At 75.1% G+C, this 21,283-nt stretch carries 19 protein-coding genes; 4 read left to right on the top strand and 15 right to left on the bottom strand.

The genetic code is table 11. From position 1 onward, the window contains the following. Nucleotides 1-55: 55 nt before the first annotated feature. The 11 genes from ACI769_RS08510 to ACI769_RS08460 form a co-directional block, all read right to left on the bottom strand. Nucleotides 56-1,708, bottom strand: coding sequence for a PQQ-binding-like beta-propeller repeat protein (locus ACI769_RS08510; protein WP_085387705.1), 1,653 nt, complete (start codon nt 1,706-1,708; stop codon nt 56-58). A gap of 82 nt (nt 1,709-1,790) precedes the next feature. Next, nucleotides 1,791-3,389: a prolyl oligopeptidase family serine peptidase gene (locus ACI769_RS08505; RefSeq protein ID WP_085387704.1), complete on the bottom strand. Its 1,599-nt coding sequence runs from the start codon at nt 3,387-3,389 to the stop codon at nt 1,791-1,793. Nucleotides 3,390-3,466: 77 nt separating this feature from the next. After that, the gene (gene era, locus ACI769_RS08500) at nt 3,467-4,417 is read right to left on the bottom strand and encodes a GTPase Era (RefSeq protein ID WP_043651768.1); all 951 of its coding nucleotides are present in this window, start codon (nt 4,415-4,417) and stop codon (nt 3,467-3,469) included. Beyond that, nucleotides 4,414-5,748 carry a hemolysin family protein gene (locus ACI769_RS08495; protein WP_061266746.1) on the bottom strand — a complete coding sequence of 445 codons (1,335 nt, stop codon included), beginning with the start codon at nt 5,746-5,748 and terminating at the stop codon, nt 4,414-4,416. Before ACI769_RS08495 ends, era begins: the two co-directional genes overlap by 4 nt. Beyond that, on the bottom strand, nt 5,745-6,197 hold the full coding sequence (gene ybeY, locus ACI769_RS08490) for an rRNA maturation RNase YbeY (protein WP_021482948.1): 453 nt from the start codon (nt 6,195-6,197) through the stop codon (nt 5,745-5,747). Before ybeY ends, ACI769_RS08495 begins: the two co-directional genes overlap by 4 nt. Beyond that, nucleotides 6,194-7,282: a PhoH family protein gene (locus ACI769_RS08485; RefSeq protein WP_021482947.1), complete on the bottom strand. Its 1,089-nt coding sequence runs from the start codon at nt 7,280-7,282 to the stop codon at nt 6,194-6,196. The genes ybeY and ACI769_RS08485 overlap by 4 nt, the downstream gene beginning before the upstream one ends. Nucleotides 7,283-7,403: 121 nt before the next feature. Then, nucleotides 7,404-7,766, bottom strand: a complete 363-nt coding sequence (locus tag ACI769_RS08480; protein WP_021482946.1) for an HIT domain-containing protein — start codon at nt 7,764-7,766, stop codon at nt 7,404-7,406. Further along, on the bottom strand, nt 7,763-8,575 hold the full coding sequence (locus ACI769_RS08475; RefSeq protein WP_085387703.1) for a 16S rRNA (uracil(1498)-N(3))-methyltransferase: 813 nt from the start codon (nt 8,573-8,575) through the stop codon (nt 7,763-7,765). Before ACI769_RS08475 ends, ACI769_RS08480 begins: the two co-directional genes overlap by 4 nt. Nucleotides 8,576-8,588: 13 nt before the next feature. Beyond that, on the bottom strand, nt 8,589-9,713 hold the full coding sequence (gene dnaJ / locus ACI769_RS08470; protein ID WP_043651775.1) for a molecular chaperone DnaJ: 1,125 nt from the start codon (nt 9,711-9,713) through the stop codon (nt 8,589-8,591). Between the two features lie 106 nt (nt 9,714-9,819). Beyond that, entirely contained in the window at nt 9,820-10,836 is a 1,017-nt protein-coding gene (gene hrcA / locus ACI769_RS08465; protein WP_021482687.1) for a heat-inducible transcriptional repressor HrcA, read from the bottom strand. Nucleotides 10,837-10,915: 79 nt separating this feature from the next. Further along, nucleotides 10,916-12,379 (bottom strand): MFS transporter, encoded by a 1,464-nt coding sequence (locus ACI769_RS08460; RefSeq protein ID WP_076405561.1) that lies wholly within the window; start codon nt 12,377-12,379, stop codon nt 10,916-10,918. A 155-nt stretch (nt 12,380-12,534) separates the two neighbouring features. On the opposite strand from ACI769_RS08460, the gene ACI769_RS08455 reads away from it, so the two are divergent. Next, nucleotides 12,535-13,398 carry a DUF3097 domain-containing protein gene (locus tag ACI769_RS08455; RefSeq protein WP_085387701.1) on the top strand — a complete coding sequence of 288 codons (864 nt, stop codon included), beginning with the start codon at nt 12,535-12,537 and terminating at the stop codon, nt 13,396-13,398. 96 nt (nt 13,399-13,494) lie between these two features. Here the strand turns inward: ACI769_RS08455 and ACI769_RS08450 are convergent, their stop codons facing one another. From ACI769_RS08450 to lepA, 3 genes are all read right to left on the bottom strand, one after another. Further along, on the bottom strand, nt 13,495-14,601 hold the full coding sequence (locus ACI769_RS08450) for a hypothetical protein (protein WP_409141472.1): 1,107 nt from the start codon (nt 14,599-14,601) through the stop codon (nt 13,495-13,497). Between the two features lie 193 nt (nt 14,602-14,794). After that, a complete protein-coding gene (gene hemW / locus ACI769_RS08445; protein ID WP_085387699.1) occupies nt 14,795-16,087 on the bottom strand; it encodes a radical SAM family heme chaperone HemW in 1,293 nt (430 codons plus the stop codon). Further along, a complete protein-coding gene (lepA, locus tag ACI769_RS08440) occupies nt 16,084-17,976 on the bottom strand; it encodes a translation elongation factor 4 (RefSeq protein ID WP_021479819.1) in 1,893 nt (630 codons plus the stop codon). Before lepA ends, hemW begins: the two co-directional genes overlap by 4 nt. A gap of 205 nt (nt 17,977-18,181) precedes the next feature. On the opposite strand from lepA, the gene ACI769_RS08435 reads away from it, so the two are divergent. From ACI769_RS08435 to rpsT, 3 genes are all read left to right on the top strand, one after another. Further along, nucleotides 18,182-18,760 (top strand): type 1 glutamine amidotransferase domain-containing protein, encoded by a 579-nt coding sequence (locus ACI769_RS08435; protein WP_085387698.1) that lies wholly within the window; start codon nt 18,182-18,184, stop codon nt 18,758-18,760. A gap of 46 nt (nt 18,761-18,806) precedes the next feature. Continuing rightward, on the top strand, nt 18,807-19,493 hold the full coding sequence (locus tag ACI769_RS08430) for a type II toxin-antitoxin system PemK/MazF family toxin (RefSeq protein ID WP_085387697.1): 687 nt from the start codon (nt 18,807-18,809) through the stop codon (nt 19,491-19,493). A gap of 238 nt (nt 19,494-19,731) precedes the next feature. Next, the gene (gene rpsT, locus ACI769_RS08425; RefSeq protein ID WP_043659362.1) at nt 19,732-19,992 is read left to right on the top strand and encodes a 30S ribosomal protein S20; all 261 of its coding nucleotides are present in this window, start codon (nt 19,732-19,734) and stop codon (nt 19,990-19,992) included. A 231-nt stretch (nt 19,993-20,223) separates the two neighbouring features. Here the strand turns inward: rpsT and holA are convergent, their stop codons facing one another. Then, nucleotides 20,224-21,234: a DNA polymerase III subunit delta gene (gene holA, locus ACI769_RS08420; protein WP_085387696.1), complete on the bottom strand. Its 1,011-nt coding sequence runs from the start codon at nt 21,232-21,234 to the stop codon at nt 20,224-20,226. Nucleotides 21,235-21,283 lie beyond the last annotated feature (49 nt).

Raw genomic sequence — 21,283 nt, 5'->3', positions numbered from 1 at the left:
CCATCCGGACGGTGCCGGCGGCGACACCGGAGGGCGTCGCGCGCGCCCCGGCACCTCACGAGACCGCCGTCAGCCCGCCGGTCCCGAGGAGGAAGAGCCGGCCCTCGACCGCGAGCACGTCGTAGGTGCCCTCCGGCAGCGTCCAGTGCCACTCGACCGCCCCGTCGTCGAGCGCGATCGACACGAGCCCCGGCTGGCGGCGCTGCCGCTCGGTGACGAACAGCGACCGGCCGTCGGTGAGCACCGGCCCGGGGCCGCCGTCCTCGAGCGTGACGGCCCACGCCTCCTCGCCCGTGCGGGCGTCGACGCTGCGATAGGCGGAGTCCGTCTGGACGACGACGCGGCCGTCGACCCGCGCGACGGCGCGCATGCCCGTGCCCGGCAACGACCACAGCTCAGAGCCGGTCGCGGCGTCCACGCCCACGATGCTGCCGAAGGTGTTCGTGACGATGACGCCCGGCGCGGACCCGTCCGACAGGGGCGCCTCGAGCACGCGGCCGGAGATCCGGAACGCGGGCTCGCCCGCGGCGGTGAACACCGTGGCGGTGCCGCGGCCGTACTCGTTGCCGACGTAGCGCCCGTCCTGGAGCCGGACGATGGTCCACACGTCGTCCTCGACGAGCGACAGGCCGTCCTCCGTGAGCGCCGCCGCGACGCCCGGCGCGAGGACGTCGACGACGCCGCGGCGCACGTCGAGCACGACGTCGCCACCGCTCCCGAGGCCGTCGTGCGCGAGCGTGCGCTCCCACCGCACCTCGCCGGTCGCAGCGTCCTCGCGCACCACCGCGACCTCGTCGCCGCGCCACCACGCCCGCACGACGTCCGTCGCGCCGACCGGCACGACGGACAGCCGCCCCGCCGTCGCGGCCGTGCGCTCCCCCACGACCTCGCCGGTCGTCGCGCGCACGGTGGTGAGCCGGGCCGCCTGCTCGCGCCACCCCGTCGGCACCGCGCACACCACCACCTCGCGCGCGGGCTCGCCCGAGGCCGGCAGGCACGTGGCGCGGTCGCCGAGACGCTCGGACCGCCAGAGGACCGAGCCGTCCGCGACGGCGTACGCCGTGAGCGACCCGTCGACGGTCACGACGGCGCCGACCGCGGGGACGACCTCGGTGCCGGGCTCGACGGGGACCGACCAGCGCGGCTCGGGCGGGTCCTCGAGCGGCCGCAGCCCGCCGGCGAGCGCGGTGACGTCGACGGGCCGCGCGTCCTCCATCGACGCGGTGAAGGCGACGGAGCCGGCGAACGCGACGGCGACCGCGAGCGCCACCCACGGGACGGGGTGCAGGAACCAGCGGCGCCCGGGCGCACGCACCTGCGGGGACTCGCCGCCCCCGGCGGACCGGGACGGCCGGGGCGCGCCGGACCGCGCGGGGCCGGGCATGTCGGGGGCCGTGGGCGGGCGCTCGTCCTGCGGGCGCGACAGGGGCAGCACGTCGCGGGCCGCCCGGTCGTGGTGCCCGCTCCGCGTGGCGGGCGGACCGTCCCCGTCCCGGGGTCGCGGCCCGTCGGGCGGACGGCGGACGGGCGCCTCGGCAGGACCCGCGAGCGCGGCGTCGAGGGCGGCGTCGAACCGGTCGTCGGACCGCAGCTCGGGCGGCAGGAGCTCGAGGCCGCCGGCCGCCGTCCCGGCACCGTCCGTCGTCGGCTCGTGGGTGACGTGCCCGGCACGAGCCGCCCGGTCCTGCGCGAGCCGACGGCGCCTCACCCGTCCACGATACGCACGCCCGTCGGGCCGCGCCGGGCGAGCGGCGGGACCGCCACGCCCGGACGACGGCGCACGAGCAGGGTCAGATGCCGAGCTGGTAGACGCCCCAGTACGCGAGGATGACGAGCAGGACCGTCGACCCCGCGATCACGCACCACAGCATGACGCGGGGGGTCACGCCCCGCGCGACCTGCAGCACGCTCCCGCCCTCGTCCGCGGCGACCGCCTCGTCGGTGCCCCGGCGCTCGTCGTGCGCACGGCGCGCGGAGCGGACCTCGGCGGCCCGGTTGACCAGCAGGGCGCCCGCGACGAGCGTCGCGAGCCCGACGAGCCGCACCCCGATCCAGCCGCCCTGCACGACCCACGCGTCCTTCTCGTAGTCGAGCGCGAGCCGCGCGGTGGCCACGAGGTAGACGACGAGCGCGACCGTCGTCGCGAACGCGCCGACCCCGAGCCCCACCAGCGGCACGCGGAAGCCGGGCGCGAGACCGGCGGGCGCTCCGGGCCGGCCCGCGACCCGTCGCAGCCGACGCACGAGGCCCCCGACGAGGCCGACGAGCGGGCCGAGCACGAGCAGCCCGACGGCGGCGAGGACGAGGGCGACGAACAGGTCGCCGTTGCCCAGCCAGCGCGGCGACGGGACCGGCCCGGCGAGGTACTGCTGAGTGGGCTCGGCGCCCGCGACCTGCGGCAGCGCGGTCGCGCTCGCGGGCAGGGACGTCACCCACGCGCTCACGTCGCGCGGGAAGTCGGGCACGAGCACGTCGTCGATCTTGATCCCGTGGTTCGCGTCCGCGTAGTACCGCACGGTGACGTCGGCCCCGCCCGGCACCTGCGACGACGGCCCCGTGGCGTCGAGGATCTGCCGCGCGCCCTGCTCGACGGGCATCGACGGGTCCGCGGTGCCGTACACGACCAGCACCGGCTGGGTGAGCCGCTCGAGGAACGGCTCCACGTCGAAGTCGGCGTACTCGAAGCCGCCGCCGGGGATCGCCATCCCGACGGCGCGCGGGATGGCCCGGAACACCCCGTGGGGCACATCGGTGTTGCGCAGGTAGCTGTCGACCGCGAACGCGGCCTGCTGGCGCGGCGGCACGACGGGCGCGGACACGAGGACGGTGAATGCGATGGCCGGGTCGTCCGCCGCCATCACGGGCACGATCCACGTGCCCTCGGACTCCCCGTACAGCCCCACGCGCTCCGGGTCGACGCCGGGACGCGCCCGCAGGAGGTCCACGGAGTGCGCGTAGTCGCGCGCCATCGCCTCGTAGTCACGGTGGCGCGTGGTGTAGGTGTCGAGGCGCTTGTCCGGGACGAGGGTCACGACGCCCGCGCTCGCGAGGTCGGTCGCGACGTCCACGAACGCCTCGGACGCCAGGCCGGTCCCCGCACCGTGCACGAACACCGTGCCCGGGAGGTCGTCGCCCGCGTCGACGGGCTCGCGCAGCACGCCTCCGACGGTCGCGCCGTCGAGCCGGACGGTCACGTCGGTCTCGCGCACGTCGTAGGTGCCGACCGGGGCGGCCCCGCCGGGCGGCTGCCCGCCGACGGTCGTGTCGGGCGTCTCGGGGACGAGGTGCTCGGTCACGGGCACCGGGTCCCACTGCGGCCCGGTGACCGCACCGACGATCGCGAGGACGATCGCGAGGGCTGCCGTCGTCGCGGCGGTCCGGAAGATCACCGAGGAATCGTACGCCGCGGGCCGCCGGCCGGTCCCTGGTGCCCTCCCGACGGCGGCACGGGGGACGTCCCCCCGGGTCAGAACCCGAGCCGGTGGAGCTGCTTGGGGTCGCGCTGCCAGTCCTTGGCGACCTTCACGTGGAGGTCGAGGTAGACGCGCGCGCCGAGCAGCGCCTCGATGCCGTGCCGCGCGCGCGTCCCGACCTCGCGCAGGCGCGAGCCGCCGCGGCCGATGACGATCGCCTTCTGCGAGTCGCGCTCGACGAAGAGGTTGACGCGCACGTCGAGCAGCGGCGGCCGGCCCGTGGCCTCGTCGCCGCTGCCCTCGCGGGGCACGATCTCCTCGACCTGGACCGCGAGCGAGTGCGGGAGCTCGTCGCGCACGCCCTCGAGCGCCGCCTCGCGCACGAGCTCGGCGACCATGACGGCCTCCGGCTCGTCCGTGAGCTCGCCGCCCGGGTACAGCTCGGGGCCCTCGGGCAGGTGGGAGACGAGGACGTCGGTGAGCACGTCGACCTGGTAGCCGTCCTGGGCCGAGACGGGCACGATGTCGGCCCAGCCGCCCGCCGTCTCCCCCAGCCGGTCGACCGCCAGCAGGTGCGCGGCGAGGGTGCCGCGGTCCACGAGGTCGGCCTTCGTGACGACCGCGACCACGGGCGTGCCGCGGCGCCCGCGCATGAGCTCCGCGAGCTCGTTCGCGATGAAGCGGTCTCCCGGGCCGATCTTCTGGTCGGCGGGCAGGCAGAACGCGATAACGTCGACCTCGGTGAGGGTCTCGCGCACGAGGTCGTTGAGGCGCTCGCCGAGCAGCGTGCGGGGGCGGTGCAGCCCCGGGGTGTCGACGAGGACGAGCTGCGCGTCGGGGCGGTGCACGATCCCGCGGATCGTGTGGCGCGTCGTCTGGGGGCGCCCGGAGGTGATCGCCACCTTCTGGCCGACCAGCGCGTTCGTCAGGGTCGACTTGCCCGCGTTGGGCCGCCCGACGAGGCAGGCGAAGCCGGAGCGGTGCTCGGGGGTGGTCGTGCTCACGGGGTGTCCTTCACGGTGGGGAGGGGCTGACGGGTGTCGGCCGCGGGGTCGGGCTCGTCCGGCGCGGGGACCGGAGCGTCGGGCGAGGTCGCCGTCGAGACGAGGACGGTCGCGAGCTGCTTGCGGCGGCCCTGGACGCGGTCGGCCTCGAGGCGCAGCCCGTGGACCTCGGCCACGGAGCCGGGCAGCGGGACCTTGCCGAGCGCCTTGGCGAGCAGGCCGCCCACGGTGTCCACGTCGTCGTCGTCCAGGCCGAGGCCGAAGAGCTCGCCGAGCTCGTCGACGCCGAGGCGGGCGGGCACGCGCAGGACGCCGTCGCCCAGGTCCTCGACCTCGGGCTCCGGCCGGTCGTGCTCGTCCGTGAGCTCGCCCACGATCTCCTCGAGCGCGTCCTCGATCGTCACCAGTCCCGCGACGCCGCCGTACTCGTCGACGACCATGGCGATGTGCGAGGACGACGCCTGCATCTCGCGCAGCAGGTCGTCCACGGGCTTGGACTCGGGTACGAAGATCGCGGGGCGCGCGACCTCGCCCACGGGCCGCGCGTCGGTCCCGGGACCGCCCTGCAGGACGCGCACGACGTCCTTGAAGTAGGCGACGCCCACGAGGTCGTCCGCGGACGTGCCCGTGACCGGGATGCGGGAGAAGCCGGAGCGCAGGAAGAGCGAGAGGGTCTTGCGCAGGGGCGTGTCGCGCGCCGTCGTCACCATGTCGGTGCGGGGCACCATGACCTCGCGCGTGAGGGTGCTGCCGAGCTCGAAGACGGAGCGGATGAGCTCGCGCTCCTCCTCCTCGATGACCTCGGACTCGTTGACGCGGTCCACCATGTCCTGGAGCTCGCGCTGGTGGGCTCCCTCGTCGGGCGCCGGGGCGAGCCGCGTGAGCCAGCGTGTGGCCCCGACGACAACCGTGAGCAGGCGCGACAGGCTCAGCAGGACGCGCACCGCGTGGCGGCGGCCGAGGGACCGCGGGCTCACGCGCACGACGAGGAGCCCGACGACGACACTCACCGCGAGCGCGACGAGCAGGACCTGCCACCACGGTTCCAGCCACGCCGCGACGAGCAGCGTGAGGCACGTGACCGCCGCGACCTCGGCGACGACGCGCACGAAGCCGACGGAGCGCACGGTCGCCGCCGGGTCCGCGAGCAGCGCCAGCGCCCGGCGCCCCTCCGGGCGGGCGGGCACGGCCGGGTCGTCGCCCAGGGCGGCCTCCGTGACGGCCGCCCGCGTCACGCGCAGCACCGCCGCCTCGCCCGCGCTCAGCGCGGCCGCGAGCACGACCGTCAGGACGGTCAGGGCCGCCAGGAGCGCGACGGGTTCGCCGCTCACCGGCCCGCGAGGAAGGTCAGGAGCAGCTTGCGCTGCAGCGCGAACATCTCCTTCTCCTCCTCCGGCTCGGCGTGGTCGTAGCCGAGCAGGTGCAGGATGCCGTGCGTCGTGAGCAGCAGCATCTCCTCCGCCGTCGAGTGGCCCGCCGTCACCGCCTGCTGGGCGGCGACCTCCGGGCACAGCACGACGTCGCCGAGCTGGCCGGGGCCGGCGACCTCGCCGTCGCGCCCGGGCCGCAGCTCGTCCATGGGGAACGACAGCACGTCCGTCGGGCCGGGCTCGTCCATCCAGCGCACGTGCAGCTCGCTCATCACGTCCGTGTCGACGAAGAGGATCGACAGCTCGCTCTGCGGGTGCACGCGCATCGCGTCGAGCACGTACCGTGCCAGCGCCGCGAACTCGGCCTCGTCGACCTCGGCCTCGGTCTCGTTGTTGACCTCGATGCTCACGCGTCGTCCCTCGTCCGTCGTTCTCGTGCCGCGGGGCGTCCGCGGCGGTCGTCGTCGCGGCGGCGCGACCCGGAGCTCCCCGAGCCCCCGCCGCTCGCCAGGTCCCACCGCGCGTACGCGTCGATGATGTCGCTCACCAGCCGGTGCCGCACCACGTCGGACGACGTGAGCCGGCAGAACTCGACGTCGTCCACGCCGGTGAGGACGTCCTCGATGACGCGCAGGCCGGACTGGGTGCCGCCCGGCAGGTCGACCTGCGTCGCGTCGCCCGTGATGACCATGCGCGACCCGAAGCCGAGGCGCGTGAGGAACATCTTCATCTGCTCGGTGGTCGTGTTCTGCGCCTCGTCGAGGATGATGAACGAGTCGTTGAGGCTGCGCCCGCGCATGAACGCGAGCGGCGCGACCTCGATCGTGCCGGCCTCGATGAGCTTGGGGATCGAGTCCGGGTCGATCATGTCGTGCAGCGCGTCGTACAGCGGGCGCAGGTACGGGTCGATCTTCTCCGTCAGCGAGCCGGGCAGGAACCCGAGCCGCTCCCCCGCCTCGACGGCCGGGCGCGTGAGGATGATGCGGTTGACCTGCTTCGACTGCAGCGCCTGCACGGCCTTCGCCATCGCGAGGTACGTCTTGCCGGTGCCGGCGGGACCGATCCCGAACGTGATGGTGTTCGCGTCGATCGCCTCGACGTAGCGCTTCTGGCCCACGGTCTTGGGCCGGATCGTGCGGCCGCGGCTCGACAGGATGTTGAGCGTCAGCACCTCGGCCGGGCGCGACGCCGTCGCGGCGGTGAGCATCGCGATGGACCGCGTCACGACGTCGGCCGTGAGCTGGGTGCCGGCCTCGACGACCTCGACGAGCTCGTCGAGCAGGCGCGCGGCGAGCGCGACCTCCCCCGGAGGGCCGGCGACCGCGATCTCGTTGCCCCGCACGTGCACGTCGACGGCGGGGAACCCCTCCTCGACGGCCCGGAGCACGGAGTCGCGGCTACCGAGGAGCGCCACCATCGGCACGTGGTTCGGGATGACGATGCGGTGCTCGACCCGGTGCGACGAGGGGTCGGGTTCTCGGGACAGAGAGGTCATGAGCCGGCTTGCGCCGCTGCGCTCCTTCGGTCGGGCAGTGGGTCCGGGACGGCCACCGCCCCGCAGATCGCTTCCATCGTACCGAGCGCGGCCGGGCGTCACACGCGCTTTCGCGCAGGGCTCAGGCGGGCGACCAGCCGAGCTCGGCGCCCGCGATGACGTGGCCGTGCACGTGGAACACGCTCTGGCCGGCGCGCGGCCCCGAGTTGAAGATGAGCCGGAACTGGCCGTCGGCCAGGTCGCCCGCCACCTCGTCCGCCAGCGCGACGACGTCGCCGAGCAGCTCCGGGTCCGCCGCCGCGAGCTGGGCGATGTCGCCGTGGTGGTCACGCGGGACCACGAGCACGTGCACGGGCGCCTGCGGGTCGATGTCGCGGAACGCGATCGAGCGCTCGCTGGTCGCCACGACGTCGGCCGGCACCTCCCCCGCGACGATGCGGCAGAAGAGGCAGTCCGGGTCGGTGCGCAGGTCGGTGCTCGTCATGCCCCCGAGGCTAGACCACGCGTCCCGGCCACGCCCCAGCGGCCGAGCCGCTCCGCGAGCAGCGCCACGGCCACCGGGCCGGCGGTCGACGTGCGCAGCACGTGGGGCCCGAGCCGCGCCGCGACCGCGCCGGCCGCCGTGAGGTCGGCGAGCTCGCGGTCGGAGATCCCGCCCTCCGGGCCGACGACGACGAGCACCTCGGGCGCGGGCGCGCCGTCCGTGGCCGGACCGGCGGGCAGCCCGACGTCGGCGAGCGGCGTCGTCGCCTCCTCGTGCAGGACGATCGCCCGACCGCCCGCCGCGACGACGTCGACGACCCGCGCCGCGAGGCCGCGCGAGTCGAGCGCGACCTCGACGCGGGGCAGGCGCGCGCGCCGGGCCTGCTTGGTCGCCGTGCGGACGGTCGCGAGCCACCGCGCGCGGGACTTCGCCGCGCGCTCGCCGCGCCACACGACGACGGACCGCTCCGCCTGCCACGGCACGACCGCGTCGACGCCGATCTCCGTCGCCGCCTCGATCGCCATCTCGTCGCGGTCGCCCTTGGCGAGCGCCTGGACGAGCGTCACGACGACGTCCGGCGCCGGCTCGCGGTCCACCTCCTGCACGAGGAGCGTCACGCGGCCCGACTCGGCGTGCTCGACGACGCAGCGCAGCCGGAGCCCGTCGCCGTCGACGACGTCGACGCGCTCCCCCGCGCCGCGCCGCTGCACGACGCCCGCGTGCCGGCCCTCCGCGCCGTCGAGCACGTACCGGTCGCCGGGCGCGACGCCGTCGATCCCCGTCTCGGCGAGGAACACCGGAGCACTCATGCGCGCGCCCCGCTCAGCGGCCGGAGAGCTTGTCGCGCAGGCGCGAGAACACGCCCGGGTGCGCGGCGGCGAGCCGGGGCTCGGGCCGCTCCTCGCCGCGCAGCGCGGCGAGCGAGCGCAGGAGCTGCTCCTGCTCGGGGTCGAGGGCCGTCGGCACCTGGACCTCGATGTGCACGTTGAGGTCGCCGCGCCCGCTGCCGTGCAGGTGCCCGACGCCGAGGTTCTTCAGCGTGACGATCTGGTTCGGCTGCGTGCCGGGGCGCAGGTCGATCTCCTGGAGCCCGTCGAGCGTCTCCAGCTCGAGCACGGTGCCGAGGGCGGCCGCCGTCATGGGCACCTGGAGGGTGCAGTGCAGGTCGTCGCCGCGGCGCACGAACGTGTCGTGGTTGCGCTCGCGGATCTCGACGTACAGGTCGCCCGCGGGGCCGCCGGCCGGGCCGACCTCGCCCTGCGCGGTGAGCTTGATGCGCGTGCCCGTGTCGACGCCCGCCGGGACGTTGACCGTGATGCTGCGGCGGCTGCGCACGCGGCCCTCGCCCGAGCACTCCGCGCACGGCTCGGGGATGACCGTGCCGAAGCCCTGGCACGCGGCGCACGGCGCGCTCGTCATGACCTGGCCGAGGAACGAGCGCGCGACGCGCTGGACCGTGCCGCGGCCGTGGCACACCTCGCACGTGCGGGGCGAGGTGCCCGGACGGCAGCAGGTGCCGCCGCACGTGCCGCACACGACCGCCGTGTCGACCTGGAGCTCGCGCTGCGCGCCGAACGTCGCCTCGGAGAGGTCGATGTCGAGCCGCACGAGCGCGTCCTGGCCGCGGCGGGCGCGCGGGATCGGGCCCTGCTGCGCCTGGGCGCCGCCGAAGAACGTCTCGAAGATGTCCTGGAAGCCGAAGCCGCCGCCCATGGGGCCGCCGCCCCCGCCGCCGGGGGCGCTGGGGTCGACGCCGAGGTCGTACTGCTGGCGCTTCTCCGGGTTGGACAGCACCTCGTAGGCGCGCGCGACGTCCTTGAAGCGGTCGCCCGCCTCCTCGCCCGCGACGTCCGGGTGCAGCTCGCGCGCGAGCTTGCGGTACGCCTTCTTGATCTGGTCCTGGCTGGCGTCACGGGCCACGCCGAGGATCTCGTAGTAGTCGCTCACACGTCACTCTCTGCTGGTGCGGGTCGTGAGGCCGGCGCGGGGCCGGTCGGGAGGGGTCGGGGGTGGTCGTCGAGCGGGCCCGCCGCGGGCGGGGAGACCGCGGGGCTCACGTGCCGAGCACCCGTGACAGGTAGCGCGCGACCGCGCGCACCGCCGCGATGGTGCCGGGGTAGTCCATGCGGGTCGGCCCGATCGAGCCGACGAGCGCGACCGTGTCACCGTCGTTACCGTAACCGGTCGTCACGACGGAGGTCTCCGCGAGGCCCTCGAGCTGGGTCTCGCGACCGATCCGGACGCTCACGCCCGACTCGGCGGCCATCTCGGTGAGCAGCCCGAGCAGGACGACCTGCTCCTCGAGCGCCTCGAGGACGGGGCGCAGCGCGTGCTCGAACCGCATGCCCGCGCGCGCGAGGTTCGCCGTGCCCGCGAGGACGAGGCGCTCCTCGCTCTCCTCCGCGAGCGTCTGGGCGACGAGGTCGCCCACCGCGCGGACGAGCGGGGCGTCGTCGGGGTGGAAGCTCTCGGTCACGGCGGCGAGGCCGGGCGCGAGGTCCGTGAGGCGCTTGCCCGCGGCCGCGGCGTTGAGCCGCGCGCGCACCTCGACGAGCGTGCCCTCGTCCGGCAGGCTCGCGACCTCGAGCGTGCGCTGCTCGACGCGACCCGTGTCCGTGATGATGACGACGAGGAGCCGCGACTCGCCGACGGGCACGAGCTCGAGGTGGCGCAGGCCCGACCGGCTCAGCGACGGGTACTGCACGACGGCGACCTGGCCGGTGAGCTGGGCGAGCAGGCGCCCGGCGCGCGCGATGACGTCGTCGAGGTCCACGCCCTCGGACAGGAAGGTCTCGATGGCGCGCTTCTCCGGCGCGGACAGCGGCTTGACGCCCGAGAGGCGGTCCACGAAGAGCCGGTATCCCTTGTCCGTCGGGATCCGGCCCGCGGACGTGTGCGGCTGGGCGATGTACCCCGCGTCCTCGAGAGCCGCCATGTCGTTGCGGATCGTGGCGGGCGAGACGCCGAGGCTGTGGCGCTCGGTGAGCACGCGCGAACCCACGGGCTCGCGCGTGAGGACGTAGTCCTCGACGATGGCCCGCAGCACCTCGAGCCGGCGCTCCTCGCTCACGTCCACCTCCCGCGTGCCGCACCGTCGCCGCCCGGGCGGGCGTGCGGGAGTCGGCACTCTCGACCTCCGAGTGCCAATCCTACGCGTCCGCGCGGCCCGTCCGGCGGTCCTCCGCTCGTCGCGAACGCAGGTCGAGGAGGCCGACGACGAGCGCGACCGCGACGAGGCCGATCGTCACCAGGAGCGCGCGCCCGGTCGCGTCCGCCGCCGAGTCGCCGCTCGCGAGCCCGCCGTAGTAGACGGACAGGACCACGGAGATCCCGACGGCCGACCCGATGCGCTGGCCGAGCTGCAGCATGCTGCCCGCCACCCCGGCCCGGCTCACCGGCACCTCGGACAGCGTGAGCGTCTGGTTCGGCGCGATGACCGTCCCGCTGCCCGCGCCCGCGACGAGCAGCGCGACCGCGAGCGCCGGGCCGACGGCGCCCGGGTCGTCCCCGAGCGTGCGCACGACGACCTCCGCCGCGACCACCCCCACGAGCACGAGCACGACGCCGCCGACGACGAGCTCGCGGCCCCAGCGCGCGACCCAGCGGCCCGAGAACCACGCCGACACGCCCGACGCGACCGCGAACGGCGTGCCGACGAGCCCCGCCTGGAGCGGCGTGTACCCCAGCTCGTCCTGGAGGTAGAGCGTGACGACGAGGAAGATGCCCGTGAACCCGGCGAAGTACGCGAGGCCGAGCAGCGCGCCGTTGCGGAAGGACCCGAGCCCCACGACCTGCGGGTCGAGCACGGCCTCGCCCGTGCGCCGCTGGTAGCGCCGCTCCCACCCGACGGCGGCCACCACGGCGGCCGCGGCCGGCACGAGCCACCACCAGCGCGACGCGTCGTCGCCGCGGCCCGTCGTCGTGACGAACGGCATCATCACGCCGAGGGTCGCGGCGCCGAGCAGGCCCAGCCCGACGAGGTCCAGCCGGCGCGGCCCGCGCGCCGCGCCCGACCCGGTGCGCGGCGGCCCGGGCACGAGGCGCCACGCGAAGGGCAGGAGCACGGCGACGACGGGGATGTTCACGAGGAACACCCACCGCCACCCCGTCTCCGGGCCCGCCGCGGCGATGATGAGCCCGCCCAGCAGGGGCCCGAGCGCCGTCGAGACGCCGATGGTCGCGCCGAACATGCCGAACGCGCGCCCGCGCTCGTACCCGCGGAACTGCTGCTGGATGAGACCGACGACCTGCGGGTTGAGGACGCCCGCGCTCACGCCCTGGAGCAGGCGCGCGACGCCGAGCCACGTGTCGGTCGGCGCGAGCCCGGACGCGAGGCTCATGAGCGCGAAGCCCAGGAGGCCCGCGATGAAGAGCGGTCGTCGTGCGCCCGCGTCGCCCAGGCGCCCGGCGGGCACCAGCGCGAGCCCGAACGCGAGCGTGTAGCCGGCGACGACGAGCTGGAGCTGGGTCGGGCCCGCGTCGAGCGACGACTCGATCGACGGCAGGGCCACGTTGACGATCGACACGTCGAGCGTCGTGATGAAGCCCACCGCGAGGCAGACCGGCAGCACGCGCCAGCGGTTCGGGTCCGGCTCCGCGCGCTGCTGGCTCATCGGTCCGTGGTACCACCCCGCGCCGGGGGCGCGCGCGCCGGGAGCCGCCGTGCGCGGCCGGGCCGGGCGCCCGGGACCTCCCCGCGGGAGGCCGATCCCGCGACGCACGGGGCGATCTCGGTGGTGAGCGGCAGACGCTGGCCTAGGGTGACGCCGTGTCCTTCGACCGCTACGGCTCCGACGTCCTCGGCGGCACGCCCGCCCCCACCCACCACCGCGCGCGGCCCGTGTCGCGCCCGCAGCCCGCGGAGCGCGGCCTCGTCGTCGAGGAGGTGCAGACCGGGTGGGTCGGGGCCGTGGTCCGGGTCGAGAAGTCGGGCGGGATGCACGTCGTCGTGCTCGAGGACCGCGCGGGCCGGACCCGCACGTTCCCGCTCGGGCCGGGCTTCTGGGTCGACGGCGCACCCGTCGAGCTCACCCCGCCCGTCACCTCCCGCGCCCCCGCCGCGCCGACGCGCACGGCCTCGGGCTCGCGGGCCGTCGTCGGGCAGCGGGCGCGCGTCGCGCGCGGGAGCCGCATCTGGGTCGAGGGCAAGCACGACGCCGAGCTCGTCGAGAAGGTGTGGGGCGACGACCTGCGCGTGGAGGGGGTCGTCGTCGAGCCGCTGCACGGCGTCGACGACCTCGCGGCGGCGCTCGCGGACTTCGGCCCGACGCCGCAGCGTCGCGTGGGCGTGCTCGTGGACCACCTCGTGCCCGGCAGCAAGGAGCGGCGGATCGCCGACGAGGCGCTGCGGCGGTCGCCCGCGGGCACGGTGCTCGTGCTCGGGCACCCGTACGTCGACGTCTGGCAGGCGGTGAAGCCGGCCCGGATCGGCCTCGAGCGGTGGCCCGTGATCGAGCGCGGCACGGAGTGGAAGCGCGGGATCCTGCGCGAGCTCGGCTGGCCGGCGCAGACCGCGGAGGACGTCGGCCGCGCGTGGCAGCGCATCCTCGGCACGGTGCGCACCTACGCCGACCTGGAGCCGTCGCTGCTCGGGCGGGTCGAGGAGCTCATCGACTTCGTCACCGCGCCCTGACCGGTCGCGGGCGCCCGGGACCCACCGCGCTCGAGACGCACCGCGCCCCGGTACCGACAGGCGGCACCGGGGCGCGGCGAGGGTTGCAGCCGGATGTCAGGCGGCGGGCACGCCGCCCGTGAGACGGCGGTAGGCGTAGCCGACGGCGACGTAGCTCAGCGGGAGCGTCACGAAGAGCCCGAGACCGCACGGGATCGCGCCGAGGATGTTGATCCCGACGAGGGCGAGCAGGAGCAGGAACACCTGCCCGAAGTTCTTCGCGACGAGCGAGAAGCTCGTGCGGATCGCCGTGATCGCGTCGACGCCCTGGTCGAGCGCGACGTGGTACACGAACGCCGAGAACAGCAGCATCGCGAGCCCGGGCAGGACGCACAGGAAGAACCCGATGCCGGACAGGATGCCGACGATGAGCGCCGCGAGCAGCACGTTGAGCACGTTGCCGATGCGGAAGAACGCGGCGACGTCGGGTCGACGCCCGTCCACCTCGTCGAGCGCGCCGCGCGTGAAGAACGCGGTGATGAGGTAGCCGATGGCGGTGCCGACGATCGCGAGCAGCGCCCTCGTGAAGGTGAGGCCGCCGAGGGCCGCGAAGTTCGTGTCGGAGTAGTCGAACTGGTCCTGGAGCTGGTCGAACCCGCCCGTGATCCAGCTCCACGCGATGTTGACGGCGAGGAAGATCAGCGCGACGAGGATCCACGGCCCCAGGTTCGACGTGACGCGGCGCCACCCGTAGGAGATCGCGTCGCCGACGCCGAACGCCGGGCCCGCGTAGCCGGGCTGGCCCCCGTACCCTCCGGCGGCGCCCGGGTACGACCCGGGCGGCGGCGGGTACCCCCCGGCGGGAGGCGGGTATCCGCCGGCGGGCGGCGGGTACGCACCGGACGGGGGCGGGTACGCGCCCGACGGGGGCGTCGCCGGTCCCCCGGCCGCGCCGTCCGGCGCACCGGCCGGGGCGCCGTAGGCACCCGGCGCCCCGTACGCGGGCGTGCCCGACGGCGGTGCGGCCGGGTCGTGCGGCGCTCCCCCGCCCGGGCCGTACGGCGAGGCGGGCGGGACGTCGCCCCCGGACGGGGCGGCGTCGGGCCGGTCGGGTCCGGGACCGGACGGTGGCGTGGCGTCCGGTCGCGGACCGCCCGCGCCGTCGGCGGGGGTGTGCTCGTCGTCGCGGGGCGGCTCGCCGCCCGGGTTCGTGGGGTCCGTCATCGTGCACCTCGTTCCTCGTCGTCACGTGCTGCGGGCTGCACGCTCCGTCGACGTGCTGGGTCCACCTTGGCGGTTCCCGGCGCGGACCGCGCGGCGAGCACCGCGGCCGTCGCACGGCGGCGAGCAGGGTGGTGCCGCCAAGGGGCCTCGTCACCGCGGGGCGCGCCCGGGTCGCGGTGGACCCGGGCCGACGTCACTCGTCCGTGATCGTCCGGACGACCGTGTCCGCGAGCAGCCGCCCCCGCAGGGTGAGCACCGCACGACCGGCGACCGCTGCGCGGCCGTCGAGCAGCCCGTTCGCGACGAGCCCGGCGACGGCGTGGCGTCCCGCCGGGGAGAGGACCGCGAGGTCGAGTCCCTCGCGCAGCCGCACGCCGAGCATCGCCTGCTCGAGCCGGCCCTCCGTGCGCGTGAGGAGCTCGCGCCCCGCCGCGGGGCTCGTGCCCGCCTCGAGCAGCGCCGCGTACCGACGGGGGTGCTTGACGTTCCACCACCGCACGCCGACGCGGGCGTCCTCGGGCGACGCCCCCGCGGGCTCGGTACCGGCCGCCGCGACGTAGGAGTGCGCGCCGGGCCCGATCCCCCACCAGTCGTCGCCGCGCCAGTACGCGAGGTTGTGGCGGCAGCGGTCCGCGTCGGTACGGGCCCAGTTGCTCACCTCGTACCAGGTGAGGCCCGCCGCCGTGAGCAGCTCGTCGGCGAGCTCGTACTTCGTGGCCTGGTCGTCCTCGCTCGGCAGCGCGACCTCCCCGCGCCGCACCTGGGCGGCCATCTTCGTCCCCGCCTCCACGACGAGCGCGTACGCGGACACGTGGTCGACGCCGGTCGCGAGCGCGGCCTCGAGGCTCGCCCGCCAGTCGCCGAGGCTCTCCCCCGGCGTGCCGTAGATGAGGTCGAGCGAGACCTGGAGGCCGGCGTCGCGCGCCCAGCGCACGACGTCCGGGATGCGGCGCGGGTCGTGCGTGCGCTCGAGCGTCGCGAGCACGTGCGGCACGGCGGACTGCATGCCGAACGACACGCGCGTGAACCCGGCGGCCGCGAGCTCGGCGAGCGACGCGGGCGTCACGGAGTCCGGGTTCGCCTCCGTCGTCACCTCGGCGTCCGGGGCGAGCCCCCACGCGTCGCGCACGCCGCCGAGCAGGCGGACGAGGTCCCCGGCCGGCAGGAGCGTGGGCGTGCCGCCGCCGACGAAGACGGTCGAGACGGGCCGCTCGGGCAGCCCGGCGTCGTGCAGCACGCGCGCGGCGAGGTCGATCTCGCGCAGCGCCGTGCTCGCGTACGACGCCTGGCTCGCGCCCCCGCCCAGCTCGGACGCCGTGTAGGTGTTGAAGTCGCAGTACCCGCACCGCACCGAGCAGAACGGGACGTGCAGGTAGACGCCGAACCCGCGGGTCGCGGGCACGGTGCCGCCCGCGCCTCCCGCGACCCAGGAGGGCAGCGAGCCGTCGGGCGGGACCGGCTCGCCCTCGGGCAGCGCCGGGCTCACTTCTTCGACTTGTCCTTGGCGTCCTTGCCGCCCGCGGCGTCGGAGGAGAGCGCGGCGATGAAGGCGTCCTTCGGGACCTCGACGGACCCGATGTTCTTCATGCGCTTCTTGCCCTCCTTCTGCTTCTCGAGCAGCTTGCGCTTGCGGCTGATGTCACCGCCGTAGCACTTCGCGAGGACGTCCTTGCGCATGGCGCGCACCGTCTCGCGGGCGATGACGCGCGCGCCGACGGCCGCCTGGATCGGCACCTCGAACTGCTGGCGCGGGATGATCTCCTTGAGCTTCGCCGTCATCATGACGCCGTAGTCGTACGCCTTGTCCTTGTGCACGATCGCGCTGAACGCGTCCACCTGCTCGCCCTGGAGCAGGATGTCGACCTTGACGAGGTCGGCGACCTGGTCGCCCGACGGCTCGTAGTCGAGCGAGGCGTAGCCGCGCGTGCGGGACTTGAGCTGGTCGAAGAAGTCGAACACGATCTCGGCGAGCGGGAGCGTGAAGCGCAGCTCGACCCGGTCCTCGGACAGGTAGTCCATGCCGAGCATCTGGCCGCGACGGTCGTTGCACAGCCCCATCACGGTGCCCACGAACTCGCTCGGCGCGAGGATCGTCGCGCGCACGACCGGCTCGCTGACCTGCTTGATCTTGCCGCCGGGGAACTCCGACGGGTTCGTCACGTTGACGAGCGTCCCGTCCTCGAGCGTCACGTCGTAGACGACGTTCGGCGCGGTCGAGATGAGGTCGAGGTCGAACTCGCGCTCGAGGCGCTCGCGCACGATCTCCAGGTGCAGCAGGCCGAGGAACCCGACGCGGAAGCCGAAGCCGAGCGCGACCGACGTCTCCGGCTCGTAGTTGAGCGCGGCGTCGTTGAGCTTGAGCTTGTCGAGCGCGTCGCGCAGGACCGGGTAGTCGGTCCCGTCGATCGGGTACAGGCCCGAGAAGACCATGGGCTTCGGGTCGGAGTAGCCGCCGAGCGCGTCGGCGGCGGGCTTCGCCGCGTTCGTCACGGTGTCGCCGACCTTCGACTGGCGCACGTCCTTGACGCCCGTGATGAGGTAGCCGACCTCCCCGACGCCGAGGCCCTTCGTGACGATCGGCTCCGGCGAGATGACGCCGATCTCGAGCAGCTCGTGCGTCGCTCGGGTCGACATCATGACGATGCGCTCGCGCGGGTTGAGGTTGCCGTCGACGACGCGCACGTACGTCACGACGCCGCGGTAGGTGTCGTAGACCGAGTCGAAGATCATGGCGCGCGCCGGGGCGTCGGCGTCGCCGACCGGCGCGGGCACGCGCTCGACGATGCGGTCGAGCAGCGCCTCGACGCCGGCGCCCGTCTTGCCGGAGACCTTGAGCACGTCGTCCGGGTCGCCGCCCACGAGGTTCGCGAGCTCCTCCGCGTACTTCTCGGGCTGGGCCGCCGGGAGGTCGATCTTGTTGAGCACGGGGATGATCTCGAGCTCGTTCTCCATCGCGAGGTACAGGTTCGCGAGGGTCTGCGCCTCGATGCCCTGCGCCGCGTCGACGAGCAGCACCGCGCCCTCGCACGCCGCGAGCGACCGCGAGACCTCGTACGTGAAGTCGACGTGCCCCGGGGTGTCGATCATGTTGAGCGCGTGCGGCGTCTCCACGCCGTCCGCCACGACGGCCCACGGCATGCGGACCGCCTGCGACTTGATCGTGATGCCGCGCTCGCGCTCGATGTCCATGCGGTCGAGATACTGCGCGCGCATGGCGCGCGGCTCGACGACACCGGTGAGCTGCAGCATGCGGTCGGCCAGGGTCGACTTGCCGTGGTCGATGTGCGCGATGATGCAGAAGTTCCGGATCAGCTCGGGCGGCGTGGCCGCGGGCTGGATGCGGGTGCTCAGCTGGGCGCTGGGGATCGGGGACAACGCGGGTGCGCTCCTGGGAGTGGCGTGCGGGTCGGGGCCGCGCGCTCGGGGGCGGCGCGCCGACGGTCGCTCTCGGGCGGGCGGGAACGACCATTGTCCCACGTCCGGCGTCGGGCACCCGCCCGCCCTGCGGGGCACCGCGAGCCGACCTAGCGTGGAGGACCGGCCGGCCGCACCGGGCCGACCGGCGACGAGAGGAGCGCTCATGGCCCAGGACACCGAGCACCGCACCTCCGGCGGCCCCGAGGGGCGCCGCGTGCTGGCGATCGTGACCAACTACGGCGTCGAGCAGGACGAGCTCGTGGTCCCGCTCGAGCACCTGCGCGGCGAGGGGGTGCAGGTCGACGTCGCGGCCACGTCCGCCGACGACGTGCAGACCCTCGTGGGCGACAAGGACCCCGGCCGCACCGTCACCCCGAACCTCACGCACTCCGACGCCGACCCTGCCGAGTACGACCTGCTGCTCGTGCCGGGCGGGACGATCAACGCCGACGCGCTGCGCCTCCAGGACGACGCCGTAAGCCTCGTGCGCGCGTTCACGGCCGCCGGCAAGCCGGTCGCGGCGATCTGCCACGGCCCGTGGGCGCTCGTCGAGGCGGCCGCCGTCGAGGGCAAGACCCTCACGAGCTACGCCTCGCTCGAGACGGACGTGCTCAACGCGGGCGGCGCCTGGGTCGACCGGTCCGTCGTGCGCGACGACGAGGGGTACACGCTCGTCACGTCGCGCGACCCCGGCGACCTCGACGACTTCCTGCGCGAGGTGGACGCCGTCCTGGCCGGGTGACGTGCACCGTCCGGGCGGACACACGTCCGCCCGGTAGGGTGCGCGCGTGGCACGCAACCGATGGCTGGGACTTCTGACCGACGCGGCGCGCGCCGTGGTCTCCGGGCTTACGCGCTCGCAGGGCGCGGGGCAGGGCGGCGCGCGCCAGGGCACCGCGGCGACGCGGGCCCCGGGGCGGGAGCGGACGCCGTCGGGCCGCGGCCCCGCCGACCGCACGCCGTCGCCGCGGCCCGGCCCACGCCCCGGTGCTGCAGGTCCTCGACCCCGCCCCGCGGCGGGCGGGCGACCGGGCCCGGCCGGGACGACCGGCGGTCGAGGTGCTGCCACGGGCGCGTACCCGGGCGACTTCGAGGGCGCGGTGCGTGCGCGGTACGCGCCGCGGCCGGACGGCGACCCGGACCCCGGCGAGATCGTGTGGACGTGGGTCCCGTTCGAGGAGGACCACTCGCAGGGCAAGGACCGGCCCGTGCTGCTCGTCGGGTCGGACGGCGCGTGGCTCCTCGGCGTGATGCTCACGAGCAAGGACCACTCGCGCGACGTCCGGGACGAGGCGCGCTGGGGCCGGTACTGGCTCGACATCGGGTCGGGCCCGTGGGACGCGAAGGGGCGCGACAGCGAGGTCCGGCTGGACCGCGTGGTGCGCGTCGACCCGGCCGCTGTGCGCCGCGAGGGTGCCGTCGTCGGGCGCGACGTCTTCGACCGCGTGGTCGAGGGGATCTCGCGGCACCGCTGAGGCGGTGGTCCCGGCTCTCGCGCGAGCCTCGGGGCCGCGCGAGGCGCCGCTCCGGCGTCCGCACGAGCGATTAGGGTCACGGCCGGACCGCTGGTAGTCTTGATGGCTGCGTGTCCGCCCAGGTCGGCGGGCACAGCTCCAGCACCTCTCCACGGGTTCCCCACCCCAGTCCCGGAGCTGGAGTCGCCCTCTACGACCTATCCGCTCGCTCCGGCGAACAGAACCAGAAAGTCCACACGTGGCCAACATCAAGTCCCAGATCAAGCGCATCCGCACGAACGAGAAGGCTCGTCTGCGCAACAAGGCAGTCAAGTCCGAGCTCAAGACGTACGTGCGCCGCGTGCGCGAGGCCGTCGCCGCGGGCGACAAGGACGCGGCGACCACCGCGCTCCAGGCGGCGTCCCGCAAGCTCGACAAGGCCGTCTCGAAGGGCGTCATCCACGCGAACCAGGCCGCGAACCGCAAGTCGGCCATCGCGAAGTCCGTCAACGCTCTCTGAGCGCACGGTTCGCCCGCGGTGTCGTGACACGCTGATCGTCGCGACGCTCGCACAGGTTTCCCACGAGGGGCGCCGACCCGCACGGGTCGGCGCCCCTCGTGCGTCCGGTGTCGCGCGCCTCGTCCTGGCCGTCGACACCGCGCGGGACCGGGTCCCGGTCGGAGCCCGCCACCGACGCCGCCGTGCCGAGCCGGGACCCCGAGCCCGGGACCTGAGCGGGCGGCTGCCTGGTCAGCGGCCGTGGGCCCGCGCGATCGTCAGCACGGCCCGCTCGACGGCGAACACCGGGTCACGCCCCGCGCCCTTGACCTCGGCGTCGGCCTGCGCGACGGCGCTGATCGCGGTCGCGAGCCCTTCCGGGGTCCAGCCCGCGAGCTCGCGGCGCGCGCGGTCGACCTGCCAGGGCGCGAGCCCCAGGTCCTTGGCCGCCACCCCGCCACGGCCACGCATCGCGCCGACCTTCGCGAGGGCGCGGAGCTTCATCGCCAGGGCCGCGACGAGCGGCACCGGGTCCGCGCCCGTCGCGAGCGCGTGCCGCAGGAGCGCCACGGCCTCCCCCGCGTTCCCCGCGATCGCGGCGTCCGCGACCCGGAACCCGGTCGCCTCGACCCGGCCGCCGTAGTACCGGTCCACCACGGCCTCGCTCACGGTGCCGTCGGTGTCCGTGACGAGCTGGCTGCAGGCGGCCGCCAGCTCCCGCAGGTCGTTGCCGAGGGCCTCGACGAGAGCCCGCACGCCCGACGCGTCGATGCGTCGACGGGCCCTGCGGAACTCGGCGTTGACGAACGCCACCTTGTCGGAGTCCTTCTTGATCGCCTCCACCGCGACGACGGGCGCGCCGCTCCCCTTGATCGCGTCGAGCATGCGCTTGCCCCGCACGCCGCCCCCGTGCACGACGACGACCGTCGTCGCCGGGTCGGCGACCGGCACGTAGTCCACGACGTCCGCGACGAGCGCGTCCGTCGCCGACTCGGCGCCCTCGACGACGACCACCTTCGCCTCGCCGAACAGCGACGGGCTCGCCGCCACCGCGAGCATCCCGGCCTGGTACGTCGCGGCCTCGATCGTCACCTTCTCGACCTCGGGGTCGCGCTCTCGCGCCAGGTCGACGATCGCGTCGACGGCACGCTCCGCGAGGAGCGACTCGGGCCCCTGGACGAGCACCACGGGCGCGAGCCGGACGTCGTCCCACGCGAGGGACGGGCCGGCGGACGGACGGGCGGTGCGGGTCGGCGCGGGCATGGCCCAAGCCTGCCACGAGCCGCCCACCGGCAGTGCCGGTCGACGCACC

The sequence above is a fragment of the Cellulosimicrobium sp. RS genome (assembly GCF_046159675.1).
GTDB lineage: Bacteria > Actinomycetota > Actinomycetes > Actinomycetales > Cellulomonadaceae > Cellulosimicrobium > Cellulosimicrobium funkei.
The sequence above is the reverse complement of the archived record's forward strand: the minus strand, read 5'-3'. Positions and strand labels throughout refer to the sequence as shown.